This window comes from Bombella sp. ESL0380 (assembly GCF_009725805.1).
Classification (GTDB): domain Bacteria; phylum Pseudomonadota; class Alphaproteobacteria; order Acetobacterales; family Acetobacteraceae; genus Bombella; species Bombella apis.
The window spans coordinates 186,305-200,472 of sequence record NZ_WNIH01000003.1 but is presented as its reverse complement, the minus strand read 5'-3'; the positions used below and the strand labels follow the sequence as shown (position 1 = coordinate 200,472).

Here is a 14,168-nt window from a genome sequence, read left to right as displayed (position 1 = left end):
CAGCATCCTCTCCCATCCTTATTGCGGAGATTCTCTTTCTGTTAATGGTTTTAAGGCCCCATCTCTCATCAGTCTTCCTTCATCGCCCTGTGTAAACCATAAAAAACGGAGCGCATCGGCAATGTCTGTGTTCCGCTTCTCAAGCAGTGTGGCGAGTTCCCTGTCGTGGCCCCATTTTTCCAGCTGGCGGTATTCGTCGGCATGGGCAAGATGCACGGCCTCGTCAAAGCTGACCACGTCATGCACCAGAGCCAGCGGCAGAAGCAGGCTGCCCATGATGGGCACCATGACACCCAGAGCCGTCAGCTGGGCAGGCTCCAGCTGCGACAGGTAATGCGTCAGGGCCTCGCCATAGGCGGCAGGCTGCTCCAGAGGCATGAGACCATCCGTCATGGCCGGATGCAGCCCCTGTTCCGCTGCCCAGGCCCGGATGCGGGCCGTCACGGCATCATCCTGCGCCACGCTCCGGTAGCAGAGATTGTCATCAATGCCATAAGCGCGCAGGGCGGCTTCCATCGCTGCACGATCGGGCAGGATGCGCTCGATATGACTGCCCGCCATGCGGGTCAGGACCAGATCATCCGGGGTGAACTGGGCACCCTCGGCAATCTGACGCCATTCTTCCGCAAGGGCCTCTGCCAGAGCAGGAGATGACACGGCCAGGGCCGTTCCGGCAGGCAGCTTCACGGGCCTGCCATCCAGCAATGGTCCCTGCTGGCCAGACTCACCGACTGGCCCCACTGTCACCTGTTTCCAGAAACGCCTGTGCAACTGTGCCATGACGCTGCCCTTCCTTCCTGTCAGTTGCCACCAAGACCAAGGGCCCGGAGAATCCCGCCTGCCCCGCCAGAATGGCCATCATCCCGTGCAGGCAGGGCCAGACCCTTCTGCCCGCCACGAGCCTGCTGGACAGCATGAGCACAAGCATCACTGCCAAAACGGGCTGTATCCAGAACAGCCTGATCCTTGTCCTGCGCTCCTATATGAACCGTGCCATTCTGCCCTGAAAGGGCCAGTGGTGTGGAAAAATCCGCCCCTACAAGCGTGACATGCGGCATGAGCTGGAACGTGTAGCTCATGTCACCCAGCTTCATCGTCCCCTGCCCGATGAGGGAAAGATGCTTCACCTCCAGAGCCATGTCACTGAAATGTGCCTGACCATGCCCGAATGTCGCCGTCCCGGCAAAGCAGCGCAGCCCCATCGTGCCAGAACCCAGCTTGAGGAGACTGGCCGCAGGGCCTGCCAATGGTGCCAGAACCTCCCTTTGGACACGGCCATCCACAAGGGACAGGCCCATCTGGCCATCCAGGGCCTGCCACAGGGCCTCAGGCTGGGCGCCTTCCGTCCCGAGAGCCCCTTCCAGCTGCACAGGCCCCTCAAACATCACAGGCTGCCCCAGCAGGCTCTGTACCCAGCTGGCCGGCAGAATGAATGGATGCGCCTTCATGCCCATCCGCAGAGGGTCAGCCGTGCCATCCAGCACAACCTCACCAGCAAGCGGCACGTCCTGCACGCTCCCTCCCAGCACGGAAAGACTCAACCGCCCCCCCAGCCCCAGAAGATGCAGATGCAGCCCCTGATAGGCGATGCCTGCCACATGGAGCTGATCTGCCGTCATATCCACATCGAACGGTCGCCCCGCCATGCTTCCGAACCACTGCATCAGACGGGTCTCAGACGCCTTTCCTTCCGCGGGGGCCACCTCTGGCGGCCGGGATGCCTGCGCAGCATCACCGGGCTCTCCCTTGCCCGCTGCGGGCACAGGCCCCGCCTGCACTGCCGGCTCGGCAGCAGGTGTGAGCGATGCGGAAGAGACACGCTCCCCCTCCAGATGGGTCAGATGCAGTTTGCCCACAAGCCCCGCATCCGGCTGCATGGGCAGGTCCGCCGACAGGTTTCCGCCCGCTTCCTGACTGTCAAACACCACATCCTGAAGCGACAGGGAAGAAAGGCCTGCATCCTTCACCGGCCCCAAGACAAGCTGCCCCTTCACATGACCATCATGCACCAGCAGGCCCGGAATTCCCCTGATGTCAGGAAACTGGAACAGGGCTGCCTGGCCGGAAAAAGCCAGCGTACTGCCCTGCCGCCCGGCCTGTCCCTGAAGGTCGAAAGACACATTGTCCTGTCTGGCATCCGTTCTGGCGGCATCACCCCGGCTGAACAGGCTGGATAATGTTCTGTCCTGCCCCTGCACGTTCAGCTTCAGCCCGACAGATGCCGGGATGCGGCCCAAAAGAGCAGACTGTGCCTTCTGCAAACTCTCTGCCTCACCATGAAACAGCCAGGCATAACGCCCCCAGGCAGCCTGCCCCTGAAGGACAAATGGTGCCTGCGCACTGTCAGCATCAATCTGGATGTCGCTCAGCTGCAGCGGTGCCGCCACATGCCACATGCCCGCAGGCAGGGTCGCACTGCCCAAATGGGCATGAACCTGATCCAGCACCAGACGCCGGGGCAGATGCAGCAGGGCATCCGTCAGAGCCATGTCCGTTCCGTTGCTGGCAGCCACCATGTCATCATCACTGTGGAAGCGGACTGTCCCCTCAAGCTGCCCCAGATCAACCGGCATCGCCCGTGAGAGCAGATGCCGCAGGCCCCGCAGGGATGTCCAGCGACCGGACAGCGTGAAATTCACACCTTTCAGCCGGTGGGCGTCCCGCATGAGGCCATCAAGCGTGGCATGGTCCTGGTGCTCGCCGGTCCCCAGCGTCAGCCCCAGGCTGAAAGCCCACGGGTCTTTCTGTCCGGCAGACGCAGAGAGAAGCTGATGGAGAGGGCCAAGCCGTCCCCGCAGCGTAAAAGGCGTGTGCCCATATGTGCCCCGCAGATCCACCCACGGGCTCACACTGCGCATGCCCGCCATCTCCAGACTTGCCAGATGAAGGTGGCCTCCTTCCGGGACATGACTGTCCGACAGATCATCCTGCCATGAGAGTTCAGCATCAGTCAGATGCAGCCCTCCGAAGCTGACCTTCCAGCGGGGGGTGACGGCATCACCGGCCACAGGCGCTGCGGCCCTCTGATCCTGCGAGATTACAGGGAGCCACGTGGAGCACTGTTTCTCGCTGGCCCGATGCAGCATGATGCCCGCACCCCTCACCGTGAATTCCTGAAAGGAAATCTCCCGGTTCAGTATCGCCAGCAAAGACAGGTCCGCATGGACGGACCGGGCCGCCACGAAAGGCGTGCAGCCCGGTCTTGTCAGTACGACATTTGTTGCCTGAAAAGACGGCCATGGCAGCAGCTGGAAAGACGTTTCCCCCATCTTCAGCTCCAGCCCCGTCTGCTGCTGGAAGGCCTCCGTGACACGCTGCCGCAGCCTGTTCTGGTCTATCAGAAACTGCGGAGCAAGGCTCACGCCTGTCACCACCACCACCAGCCCGATCAGGATTGCTGCCAGCTTTTTCATCTGCCTGTGTCCTCGTTTTCTCAGGCGGCCAGGTCCCCCTGCAAAGGGCCAGCCGTCCCTGTCAGTCTTTCACCGTGTCCGGCGTGGTGCTGGTGTGTCACCAGCAATGAAACCCAGCGTCTGGAACGTCTCACGCATATGGGGCGGCAAGGGAGCCGCCACCTGCAACCTTCCCCCCGCCGGATGAGGGAACTCCAGCATCCTTGCATGGAGGTGCAGCCTGTCCGGGAAACCCTCCACATGGGCCGTTTCGCCCCCATAGCGGGGATCACCCAGAATGGGCGTGCCCAGACTCTCCGTATGGACACGCAGCTGGTGCGTCCGCCCCGTCCAGGGGGACAGGGCCAGCCAGCTGAAACGCTTGCCTGTGGCATCCAGCGTCTCGTAAGAACTCTTGGCACTCATCGCATCCTCTTCCCCACGGGCGACCGGCACGATAAGCGAGGCACCCCCGGCCCCGACCTTGGCCAGAGGCTGGTCGATCACACCTTCAGCAGGGCTGGGCCGCCCGACAACCACCGCCCAGTAGGTCTTGCTCACCTCACGCCCCCGAAAGGCCGCTGCCAGTTTTGCCGCCACACCGGGCGTGCGGGCCAGCAGCAGGATGCCGGACGTATCACGGTCAATGCGATGCACGAGGCGGGGCTTGTCGCCTCCCTCCGGCCTCAGCCCCTCCAGCATCATGTCCACGTGTACGGTGATGCCGGGGCCACCCTGTGTTGCCAGACCGGACGGCTTGTTCAGCACGATGAGATGGTCATCCTCATAAAGGATCATGTCCCGCAGCTGCTGGACGAGTTCCGGGTTGGGCGGTGGCGGCGGGGCCGGGCGGCTCTGGTCCGGCAGAGGGGGGATACGGATGCTCTGGCCGGGATTGAGCCTTTTATTGGGCTGCACCCGCCCTCCATCAACCCGCACCTGCCCCTTGCGGCACAGCTTCTGCAACCCGCCCTGTGTCAGGTTGGGATAATGACGGCGAAACCAGCGGTCGAGACGCAGATCGGCCTCATCTTCGCTGACAATACGATTCTCAACACTCATGACTGGCGAGATGCCCGTTTCTGCGCCAGCATGTCCAGCCGTTTCCTGATTCTTTCTTCAAATCCACGGTCGACCGGCCTGTAGAGCGTCACCCGTTCCATGCCGTCGGGGAAGTAGTTCTGGCCGGAAACACCATCCTCGCAGTCATGATCGTATTCGTAGCCCTTCTTGTAACCCAGCTCCTTCATCAGCGCTGTCGGAGCATTGCGGATATGGGCCGGAGGCATGAGGCTGCCCGTCTGCTTCGCCAATACCCTGGCCTCATTATAAGCCCGATACACTGCGTTGGACTTGGAGGCGACCGCCAGATGGACCACAACCTGCGCCAGGGCCACCTCCCCCTCTGGAGAGCCGAGCCTCTCATAAGCCATCGCTCCGGCCTGTGCCAACGGCAGGGAGGTCGGATCAGCCTCGCCAATATCCTCACTGGCAAAGCGGACGAGACGGCGGGCAATGTAGCGGGGGTCTTCCCCACCTTCCAGCATACGGGCGAACCAGTAAAGTCCCGCATCAGGGTCACTCCCCCGCAGGGATTTGTGCAGAGCGGAAATCAGATTGTAATGCTCGTCCCGGTCCCTGTCATACAGGACAGGCCGCCGGGACAGGGACCGGGCCAGCTCCTCCGGCCCCAGCGGGCGGGTTCCATCCTTCGTCAGGGAAAGAAGCTGCTCGACCATGTTCAGCAGATAGCGCCCATCCCCATCCGCCATGGCCCGCAGGGAGGCCCGGCCCTCATCCGTCAGGGGCAGGGTCCGCTCCGTGGCCGTTTCGGCCCGCACAAGAAGCTGCTCCAGCGCAGCATCATCCAGCCTGTGCAGGACAAGAACCTGACAGCGTGACAACAGGGCGGAGTTCAGCGTGAAGGACGGATTCTCGGTCGTGGCTCCCACCAGCACGACCGTTCCCCGTTCCACATAGGGCAGAAAGCCATCCTGCTGCGCCCGGTTGAAGCGGTGAATCTCATCCACGAAGAGCAGCGTGCCACGCCCGGTGGCCTCGGCCTTGCGGCGGGCTTCATCAAAGGCTTTTTTCAGATCCGCCACACCGGAAAAAACAGCGGAAATCTTCGTGTAAAACAGTCCCACCCGTTCGGCGAGCAGCTGGGCAATGGTTGTCTTGCCGCATCCCGGCCCACCCCAGAGAATCAGGCTGGACAGATGGCCACTTCCCAGCATCCGGGTCAACGTACCCTCCGGCCCCAGAAGATGGACCTGCCCCTGCACCTCATCCAATGACTGCGGACGCAGACGGTCCGCCAGCGGCTGGGTGCCCGCAGCACGGCGTGACGGAGAGGACTCTGACCGACGTGCCCCCTCCTCATGCCGGGAAACACCACCCGATGAGGAACCCCCAAAGAGATCCGGCATGGTATCCGACATCATCATCCCTCCTGCCTTTCCCACCACTGCCAGACCCGGCAGCCTCTCATTCGAACAGACGCCGCAGCCCACCGGGCAGCAGGGCGGAGAAAGGGTTAACATGCATCTGTGGCTTGGCCAAACTGCCATCCAGCCTGTAGGTCATGGCCATGATACCACTTCCCTTCCGGGCTCCGAAAAAACTGCCCGCAGCCTGATTGATCCCAAAGAATGGCGAGATGGTGCCCTGCATCTGCATCATGGCCTGCCCGAAATCCATCTGCCCTTTCATCGTCACCCCCAGAATGGCATTGCCGGCCCGCGCCTCTGCCAGATCAAGCCGCTCCCCCGCTACCCGGAAGGACGCCCGCAACTGGACATCTTCAAACTGTTTGCGGGAAATCTGCCCCCAATGCAGAGGGGCAGCCAGCGTGGCAATAACAAGAGCCGTCGGCGGATTTTTCAGCGTAAGATGGTCCACGGCCAGCGTGCCATCAAAGGGCGGCAGCCCCAGTCCCAGCCCCATGGTACGCTCGGCACTGGTCACATGCGCATCGGCCGCCACGGGCTGGCAATGGCCCTGGAGGTCCACCGTGCCACCAGCCAGCTGGTCATACACACCAAGAGACGCCAGAATCCTGCCCAGATCAGCAGCAATGAGCCTTACATCCAGCACGCCTATCCGTCTGGAATCCTGTGCGAGATCAAACGTGAGGGACGGCTGGGCCACATGCAGGAAAGCCCCCTGCACCCGCTGCGCTGCCCAGCGAAGGTTGGCTGACACATGGCTGGCTGTCTGTTCAGCTCCATAGATCACCCTGTCAGCCCGCAACCCGATAGCCCATATCCCCTCCGGCAGGATGGAGGCCTGGCCGGCGCTGCCGGGTGCCCGTCTGACCTTTTTCTCCACGGGATGAATAGGCTGTGAGCGTGACTTTCCGGTGGCCGGATGCCCGAACCAGGGGGTCAGGTCCAGAGTACTGGCCTGCACGGATATCTGGTACCGCCGGTCATCCGCCGTTCCGTCCCGCACCGGCCAGTCCATCACGGCACTGCCGCTCGTCCGTCCAAACTGGAAATGGGTGAGGTTGATCCCTCCCAGCTGACCAGACCTCATGCGCCCTTCTGCCTGAAGGGCCAGCTGGGGACCATGGGCGCGAACATCATCCAGACGGATCATCTGCCCATCCTGCCATGTCACTCCTGCCTGCAAGCCCGCAGGGACACCAACAGGCTTGTGCCAGAAACGGGCCCGGACACCCAAACCTCTCAGGTCCACCTGCACCGAGGCAGTCCCCCGACTATGGCCGGGGCCCCCACCGTACTGGCTGTAGACAACATGCCCCACGCCACTGCCCTGCATGATGGAGTCCTGCGCCAGCCCCGCCGGAACCCCGAGACTGCGCAACTCCTTTGCCCCCAATGAGGCCTGCAGATCTGCTTTCAACATCAGGCGTCCCGGCACATTGGCCTGAAAACTGTCGAACAGGCTGCCCGTCATCATCACGCCACGGAACCGGGCACCTCCCTTCACGGCAAGTCCGGCTTCATTGACCGAAAAGTGCCCATTCCCCTGCTGTATCCGCCCCAGGGACGGCAGAGCGAACCAGATGTTCTGGAAATCAAACTCTGCCCCATATCCCACATCCTTCATCAGAAGGTGACTGTTGAGCGGCAGCTTCAGCGAGAGCGTGCCTTTCAGCATCCCGCCCGTATTGGCTGGATTGACCGGATGACGGGACAGCAGATTGAGCCGTGGACAGGAAAGGACCGCCACAAAAGCTGACAGGGGACCTTCCATCCCCAACGAGAATTCACCTGTCTGCTCCCGCTTGAGCAGATCACTCAGAACAATATGCCCCGTCGGTACGGTCACCGAGCCCCCTCGACCATCCGCAAGATGACCATGCTGCACGTCGATCAGCAGACGGTCATCATCCACAAAATGGGCGTAGGCATCCTCCCCCGTGACCTGTGGCATACCCTCCATCCATGTCACGCTCAGGCTATGGCCTGTCAGTTCACCCCCCAGCGCCCTGACATCCAACCCGTCGAGACCGGTATTGCTGGTAAAATCAAGCTGAAGATGCAGATTCTCACCACGTCCTGCCGTCATGTTGGTGGTCATCCAGCGACGGGCTCCACGGGCTGTGCCATCCGGCCAGACACTCGCCAATGTGGCAAAATCGAATGTTGGCACATGGCCATCCACCAACAGCTCCACATCCTTTGGCCTGTCCAGATGATCCAGCCGCCCATGGGCATCAATGATGAAAGGGACCGTCCGCCCCAGGGAGTCCAGTGCCGCAAGCTCCGTATGCAATGCCAGAACCAGGGGAGCCTGCTGGCCAGCCTCCGCAGGGTCCAGATGGAACGATACCTTCCCCGATGAGAGACGGAACGGAATGCGGCCAGGCCGGTCAATCTCGCCAGCTCCAGCGTCCACCTCCCCTGCCATGTGAGCAAAATGGCCGACCAGCCCATGCCCCTCCAGAATCCCTTCCAGATGAAACGCCAGAGGCATGTTCGGGATGCCCATGCCTTTTTTCCCGGCTGGCGACAGCGGCAGCCAGGCCGCCAGAGCCGGAAAACGGACCGGAGAAACAGTCAGCTGCCAGCGTGTCCGTGCCGCTCCGTCGGGAGCCATGTCACCTGCCAGATGGACCGTGGCCTCCTCCTGCCCTGCACCCAGCCCGACCCCCTGGAGGGACGCCTCCATCCGCCCCTGCCAGCCGGTCTGCCTGTCATGATCCGCCTTCAGTTCCGGCAGGGTTACAATGAGCGAAGAATCCGGTGCCGTCTCATCCCTTATGGTCAGCCTGATATCCTGAAGATCAAGATGCCAGGGCATGATGGCAGCCAGAGGTGGCAGAGTGCCTCCACCCGGATGCTGCGCCCCGGGCTTCACACCGCCCAGGCTGACATGACCCTCCGCATCCCGGAACGCCACAAGGCGCAGCCCCCGGACATCCAGCGACCGCAGGCCCACCTGCCCATGCAGCAGGCTCGCAAGCCGGAAAACAACCCCGACATGATCAAGCTGCTGTTCCGGCACTTCGGCAGCCACCTCATCAGCCCCCCCGCCTTCTGGAAGGGCACGATACCGGACACCCTCAAGGCTGAGCAGAATCTTGGCCGAATGACCGTTCTTTCCGGGTTTCCACGACAGGGCCATGCGCTCCCAGTGGAGACGCCCCCCACCAGCATGGGTCAGGGCCCCTCCCCAACGATGGGACAGCCCCGTCACATCCAGAGGCCCCTGGGCCAGCCGTCCCAACAGCAGGGCCACCGCCAGCAGCAGCCCCACCAGCGGCACCAGAAGCCCCAAGGCCACACGGCGCAGGATTGTCTGCCATGTCATGTCCACGATACCCCGGATAAAGAGACATCCCGTGATGTCCTGAAACAGAAAAACAGGAGAGCGGCTGCCCGGAACAGACCGGAGACTGGCGGAAACCGGCTGTCAGAGCCGGGACAGAGCCTCCTGCACCCATGCCACATGCCTGGCGGGGCTGACCTTCCGCTTGAAAGCAGCAAGACGCCCTTCCGCATCGACCAGAAAGGAGCTCCGCTCAATCCCCATGAACTCCCGCCCATAGAGCTTCTTCTTCACCCACACGCCATAGGCTTCGGCCAATGCATGATCGGGGTCTGACAGCAGGGTGAAGCTGAGCGCCTGTTTCAGAATGAATTTTTCCAGCGCTCCCACACCATCGGGACTAACACCCAGCACACGCAGACCATCCCCACCGGGGATACGCAGCTCGGCCAGATGGTCACGCAGATCGCAGGCCTGAGTGGTGCAGCCCGGCGTGGAAGCCCGTGGATAGAAATACAGAAGATAGGGCTGCCCGCGGAGGGCATGGCTGCTCACCCTCTCCTCGCCTGTGGGGCCCATCCCCGCCAGATCGAAATCGGGCACCGGGGCCCCCACGGCCAGCCCCTCACCGGAACCTGAAACCTTTTCTGCCTGTGTCATGCTTTTACTGCTCCGCACTGTTGGGCTGGTCACCATGGGAGACACTGCCATCTCCCACCGAATCATCAGGGCTGTGTGGCTGATCCGGCACGCTGCTGCCCTCACCCCCAGTACGGGCGGCACCATGCGCCGTACCATCCAGTGGAGCATCCGGAACGGGACGGGCCTGTGCCGGCTGGGATGCCGGCCTGCCCTTGAGGAAGGGACTGACCCTCTGAAACCCGGCAGGCGGCTGGAAACGGTCTGCCGGAATGTCCTCATACCGCACGGACACGGCCTGAAGATGGCCCTGAAGACCATCAGCATCCACACCATCCTCGGCGAGGATGAGGCCATCCTCCGTCACGCAGGCCGTTGCCTTGCCACGAGGGCTTTCAATGGCCCATTCCCGGCAAGGCACGCCAGCAATCTGCTTCATCCCGCCAGCATGGTAGGTCATATCCAGACTGAGCAGGAACGTATTGTGCAGCCCATGCATGGGACGGAACTGGATGTAGCGCCTCTCCTGCATGCTGACGAGCGTCATGATCTGGTTGGGGCGGTCCAGAATGGTGGCGCTCTGCCCATCATCAGGATCAATCCGCAGCCGGTCACCCGAAGCAGCAAAAGAAACCGCCACCTGATGCTCCGGCCCGGCTTCCTTCCCCTTGCCCGGCAGCACTTCTGTCTGGAACCGGTAGGTCACCACAGCATCCCGCATCGGTGCCAGAGGGGGATGATCCGCTGGCGCAGCGGCTTCGGCAATGCCACAGGCCAGCACGGCAGCCCCAAGGGCCGCCAGCACTGTCCCCCCGGCCCGCCGCACGACCTTATCCCGCCCCGGCATGACTTCCCTGATACACCACTGCATCCGCACGTCTTCCTCCATCTCCATCCATGACCGGCACCGGACACCGCCCAGCCTGCAAACGGGCAGAAGCATATCCAGACCATGACAGCAGGGCCAGAGAGAAATTGGTTACCTTTCTGCCCGCCCGGCAGAGCCCTGCACCATGGCCTCCAGTTCCGGCCCCAGAGCAGCAAGGCTGACATCTCCAGGCCATCGGGCAGGCTGCTGCATGGCCGCCGCAAGCTGCTGCCTGTAAGCCGCAAAGGGCACTCCCACACAGCCAAGACTGGCCAGATGCGGGGTGACGTACTGCGTATCCAGCAGGCCATATCCCCCCTGCCGCAGGGCCGCCATCAGATGTACCAGCGCTATCTTGGACGCATCCCGCACATGGGACACCATGCTCTCCCCGAAGAAGGCACCATGCAGGGACACACCATAAAGCCCCCCAAGAAGCGCTCCGCTCTCCCTGTCCCGGACCTCCACGGAATGGGCATGGCCCAGACGGTGCAGCTCGCCATAAAGCTGGCGGATGCGCCCGCTGATCCATGTTTCCGGCCGGGAGGGCGTCAGGCGGGCGCAGGCCTGCATCATGCCATCGAAATCCTCATCACTGCACAGGCGGTACTGCCCGGCCATGACGGTCCGCATCAGCCGCCGGGGCAGGGCTGGTACCTCCAGGGGAATGATCCCCCGCTCCTGCGGGCAGAACCATTCCAGCTCATCGCTCTGCTCATCCGGTGCCATGGGGAACAGACCTTCCCCATAAGCACGCAGAAGCAGGTCAGATGTGATAGGCTCCATCAGATAATCTTTCCCTACAGAGAAGCCGAATCATGTCCAGCCAGTCTCCCTCACGCCCTTCATCGCAGACCTACATCTATACGATCGCACTGGCCCTGTCCTTCCTCCTTCAGCTGGTCTGGCCTGCATTGACTCCCCTCATGGGTGTCATGCGCGTTTTTGCCCTCATGGGTATTCTCGTCTTCGGACCACTGGAGCTGTATCAGCTCTACCGCATGGCCCCACGCTGAAAACGCCACCCGGACAGAAAAACAGAGGGGCGGCCCCTGCCGGAGTCCGCCCCTCTGAAAGCCATGCAGACAACCCTGCTCACGCTTCTGCGCTGCGACCTCGATACGCCTCGGCGGCATCCCGCACAGCAGCCCCGTGCAGGCGCTCCAGCCTGCGGATGGTGAAATGGGCCTTGGCCAGAGCCCGATAATGAGCAAGGAAGGCCGAGTTGATGGCCGCCCCGCACAGAGCCCCGGCTACCGGCACCATCTGGGCTGCCAGCTTGCGGGACAGGGCCATGCCATAATGTCCCGCCACCTCGGCCATCAGCATCACAAGCGGCTGGCCACGCATCAGGCCACGGGCAGCGAAAAAGCCCAGCTCCCCCTCGCCTTTCTGCTCTCCCATGCTCCGCAGGGCGAAGACTTCCAGACAGGCCCGGCGTGTCTCCTCGCTCCGCAGGTCTTCACCATTTTCCTGAGCGATGGCGGCAATCTCCCGCATGATGGCCAGCGTGGTGAACCCGACATCCGGCACCATGCTGGCAAAGCCACCAAAACCACCCGCCGCACCGGAGACCGCCACGGCGGCCTGGATCAGATTCTCACGCCGTGCCCCGGCCCCACCTGCCTTGCGGTCCAGACCAAGAATGGCCAGACGGTAGGCCTGGTCCAGCGCAGAACTGGCCAGCTTCTGGAGTTTTTCCTGAAGGCCCGGCGCCAGAGACAGGCCCTGCAACCCCATATGGGCTGCCCGGCCCACAGCACCACCCATCAGGTCACCCAGACGGGCCAGCGTGCCCCGACCTTTCTCCACCCCATCCAGCACGGCATGGAGCTGGGACAGGGCTTCTGCATCAAGATCATGGGACAGGAAACTCGCACTGGGCACATGGTCCTTACGCTGTTCCGTCATGGTCTGAATCTCCTCATTTCCAGAGCGGGCCACCACAGCAGGGGGCCGGGTCCATCGTTACTGCGCTTTTTCCCACTGGCCCTTGCGGGTCAGATAGGCGAATTCTTCCTCTGTCACCGGGGCAACAGAAAGGCGGGACTGCTTGAGCAATGCCATGCTTTCCAGAGCCGGGTCAGCCTTGATCTCCGCAAGCGTGATGGGGGAGCGAAAGGCTCCATCGGCCTTCACGTCCACGCAGACCCAGCGGGGATCATCCGCCGTCGGGTCCGGAAAGGCCTCCCGCACGACCTCGACCACACCGACGATGCGCTTTTCCGTCACGGAATGGTAGAACAAGGCCCTGTCCCCGCACTTCATGGCGGCAAGATTGTTGCGTGCCTGGTAGTTCCGTACGCCGGTCCACGGTTCGACATCATTCTTCACCTGCTCATCCCATGAGAAAGAGGCCGGTTCCGATTTGATCAGCCAGAAGGCCATGCGTCACAATCTCCCTGTTTTCCGGGGCGGCACTCCCGGTTTTTCCGCTCCATCTGTCCACGGCCATATCGTGTGTGGCCAGCCACTCTACAATGCCTGACTTTGAGGCTTTTTCAAAGCGGGAGCTTCCCGGAACGTCTGCCGCCATGATGACACCATTTTTCATTTCTCTTCTTTCCGTGAAGCCGCCATACTTGCCCCATGTCTTTTTCCACCTCCCCCGCACCATCCGGACGATGGACAGGCAGCCCGGCCCGATTCCTGCATGTCACCCGCCCCATGGCCCTGCCCTGCCTGCTTGTCGGGCTGGCGGTACTGGCTGCCGGTCTGATCTGGGGCCTCGGCTTCGCCCCGGCAGACTGGCAGCAGGGCGAGACGGTGCGCATCATGTATCTGCATGTCCCCATGGCGTGGCTGGCTTCTGCCGGTTACGTGCTGCTGGCTGCCTGCGGGCTTCTGTCCCTCGTCTGGCGGCATCCGCTGGCCGGTATCGTCGCCCTCGAAGCCGGACCGCTGGGAGCCACGGCCGCCGCCCTGTGCCTGATCACCGGGTCACTCTGGGGCAAGCCGGGCTGGGGGACATGGTGGGTCTGGGATGCCCGACTGACCTCCATGCTTGTGCTGTTCTTCCTCTATCTCGGACACATCCTGACCATCCGGGCCTTTGACGACCCCGTGCGGGGCCAGAGGGCCGCTGCCCTGCTGGCTCTGGCCGGTGTGGTGGACCTGCCCATCATCAAGTTCAGCGTGCAGTGGTGGAACACCCTGCACCAGCCCGACAGCATCACCCTGACCGGTGCCCCCACCATGGCCATGAGCATGTTCTGGCCCCTGCTCGTCTGCACGGCAGGCTTTACACTGACGGGAACGGCCCTGCTCCTCATACGCTGCCGGGCCGCCCTGCTGGAGCGCCGCACCCAGGCATTGGCCCTGCGGGACATCTCACCATGACCGCACCCGCCTTCTGGCCCCCGCACTGGGGGTTCGTGCTGGCCAGCTACGGGCTGGTCATCGTCATCCTGGCCGTGACGGTCAGCAGCAGCCTGCTCCGCCTTCGCCGGGCCAAACGGCGGCTTGCCCTCATGCAGCGTCTCCAGCAGAAAACGGCAAATCTGCCTGCCGGACAGGAAAGGGATTAACAG

General features: G+C 62.7%; 13 protein-coding genes. 3 read left to right on the top strand and 10 right to left on the bottom strand.

All coding sequences use genetic code 11. The annotated features are described in order from the left end of the window. Positions 1-18: 18 nt before the first annotated feature. From GM608_RS02080 to aat, 8 genes are all read right to left on the bottom strand, one after another. Positions 19-780, bottom strand: a complete 762-nt coding sequence (locus tag GM608_RS02080) for an ATP12 family protein (protein WP_333644915.1) — start codon at positions 778-780, stop codon at positions 19-21. Positions 781-800: 20 nt separating this feature from the next. Next, a complete protein-coding gene (locus tag GM608_RS02075) occupies positions 801-3,413 on the bottom strand; it encodes an AsmA family protein (RefSeq protein ID WP_333644914.1) in 2,613 nt (870 codons plus the stop codon). Between the two features lie 69 nt (positions 3,414-3,482). Further along, positions 3,483-4,454, bottom strand: coding sequence for an RluA family pseudouridine synthase (locus GM608_RS02070; RefSeq protein ID WP_043560896.1), 972 nt, complete (start codon positions 4,452-4,454; stop codon positions 3,483-3,485). Next, positions 4,451-5,836: a replication-associated recombination protein A gene (locus tag GM608_RS02065; RefSeq protein ID WP_408863031.1), complete on the bottom strand. Its 1,386-nt coding sequence runs from the start codon at positions 5,834-5,836 to the stop codon at positions 4,451-4,453. Before GM608_RS02065 ends, GM608_RS02070 begins: the two co-directional genes overlap by 4 nt. A 43-nt stretch (positions 5,837-5,879) precedes the next feature. Further along, on the bottom strand, positions 5,880-9,173 hold the full coding sequence (locus GM608_RS02060; RefSeq protein ID WP_333644912.1) for a DUF3971 domain-containing protein: 3,294 nt from the start codon (positions 9,171-9,173) through the stop codon (positions 5,880-5,882). Positions 9,174-9,275: 102 nt separating this feature from the next. After that, the gene (locus tag GM608_RS02055) at positions 9,276-9,791 is read right to left on the bottom strand and encodes a peroxiredoxin (protein ID WP_086431169.1); all 516 of its coding nucleotides are present in this window, start codon (positions 9,789-9,791) and stop codon (positions 9,276-9,278) included. A gap of 4 nt (positions 9,792-9,795) precedes the next feature. Next, positions 9,796-10,713, bottom strand: a complete 918-nt coding sequence (locus GM608_RS02050) for a hypothetical protein (protein ID WP_333644911.1) — start codon at positions 10,711-10,713, stop codon at positions 9,796-9,798. 36 nt (positions 10,714-10,749) lie between these two features. Continuing rightward, positions 10,750-11,424, bottom strand: a complete 675-nt coding sequence (gene aat / locus GM608_RS02045; protein WP_333644910.1) for a leucyl/phenylalanyl-tRNA--protein transferase — start codon at positions 11,422-11,424, stop codon at positions 10,750-10,752. Between the two features lie 32 nt (positions 11,425-11,456). Here aat and GM608_RS02040 point away from each other — a divergent pair, with 32 nt between their 5' ends. Next, positions 11,457-11,654: a hypothetical protein gene (locus tag GM608_RS02040; RefSeq protein WP_043560907.1), complete on the top strand. Its 198-nt coding sequence runs from the start codon at positions 11,457-11,459 to the stop codon at positions 11,652-11,654. A 79-nt stretch (positions 11,655-11,733) separates the two neighbouring features. On the opposite strand, the gene GM608_RS02035 is transcribed toward GM608_RS02040, so the two are convergent. Beyond that, entirely contained in the window at positions 11,734-12,549 is an 816-nt protein-coding gene (locus GM608_RS02035) for an EcsC family protein (RefSeq protein ID WP_043561605.1), read from the bottom strand. Positions 12,550-12,606: 57 nt separating this feature from the next. Then, positions 12,607-13,026, bottom strand: a complete 420-nt coding sequence (locus GM608_RS02030; RefSeq protein ID WP_081562934.1) for an EVE domain-containing protein — start codon at positions 13,024-13,026, stop codon at positions 12,607-12,609. A 201-nt stretch (positions 13,027-13,227) separates the two neighbouring features. Here GM608_RS02030 and ccmC point away from each other — a divergent pair, with 201 nt between their 5' ends. Both ccmC and ccmD read left to right on the top strand, forming a co-directional pair. Beyond that, positions 13,228-13,977 carry a heme ABC transporter permease CcmC gene (gene ccmC / locus GM608_RS02025; protein ID WP_043560916.1) on the top strand — a complete coding sequence of 250 codons (750 nt, stop codon included), beginning with the start codon at positions 13,228-13,230 and terminating at the stop codon, positions 13,975-13,977. Further along, on the top strand, positions 13,974-14,165 hold the full coding sequence (ccmD, locus tag GM608_RS02020) for a heme exporter protein CcmD (protein ID WP_043560918.1): 192 nt from the start codon (positions 13,974-13,976) through the stop codon (positions 14,163-14,165). Before ccmC ends, ccmD begins: the two co-directional genes overlap by 4 nt. The last annotated feature ends 3 nt before the right edge of the window (positions 14,166-14,168 follow it).

What these genes read in the sequence shown, in the direction of transcription:
- GM608_RS02080 (WP_333644915.1), bottom strand. Translation starts at nt 780, where the DNA reads ATGGCACAGTTGCACAGGCGTTTCTGGAAACAGGTGACAGTGGGGCCA.
- GM608_RS02075 (WP_333644914.1), bottom strand. Translation starts at nt 3,413, where the DNA reads ATGAAAAAGCTGGCAGCAATCCTGATCGGGCTGGTGGTGGTGGTGACA.
- GM608_RS02070 (WP_043560896.1), bottom strand. Translation starts at nt 4,454, where the DNA reads ATGAGTGTTGAGAATCGTATTGTCAGCGAAGATGAGGCCGATCTGCGT.
- GM608_RS02065 (WP_408863031.1), bottom strand. Translation starts at nt 5,836, where the DNA reads ATGATGTCGGATACCATGCCGGATCTCTTTGGGGGTTCCTCATCGGGT.
- GM608_RS02060 (WP_333644912.1), bottom strand. Translation starts at nt 9,173, where the DNA reads ATGACATGGCAGACAATCCTGCGCCGTGTGGCCTTGGGGCTTCTGGTG.
- GM608_RS02055 (WP_086431169.1), bottom strand. Translation starts at nt 9,791, where the DNA reads ATGACACAGGCAGAAAAGGTTTCAGGTTCCGGTGAGGGGCTGGCCGTG.
- GM608_RS02050 (WP_333644911.1), bottom strand. Translation starts at nt 10,713, where the DNA reads ATGCTTCTGCCCGTTTGCAGGCTGGGCGGTGTCCGGTGCCGGTCATGG.
- aat (WP_333644910.1), bottom strand. Translation starts at nt 11,424, where the DNA reads ATGGAGCCTATCACATCTGACCTGCTTCTGCGTGCTTATGGGGAAGGT.
- GM608_RS02040 (WP_043560907.1), top strand. Translation starts at nt 11,457, where the DNA reads ATGTCCAGCCAGTCTCCCTCACGCCCTTCATCGCAGACCTACATCTAT.
- GM608_RS02035 (WP_043561605.1), bottom strand. Translation starts at nt 12,549, where the DNA reads ATGACGGAACAGCGTAAGGACCATGTGCCCAGTGCGAGTTTCCTGTCC.
- GM608_RS02030 (WP_081562934.1), bottom strand. Translation starts at nt 13,026, where the DNA reads ATGGCCTTCTGGCTGATCAAATCGGAACCGGCCTCTTTCTCATGGGAT.
- ccmC (WP_043560916.1), top strand. Translation starts at nt 13,228, where the DNA reads ATGTCTTTTTCCACCTCCCCCGCACCATCCGGACGATGGACAGGCAGC.
- ccmD (WP_043560918.1), top strand. Translation starts at nt 13,974, where the DNA reads ATGACCGCACCCGCCTTCTGGCCCCCGCACTGGGGGTTCGTGCTGGCC.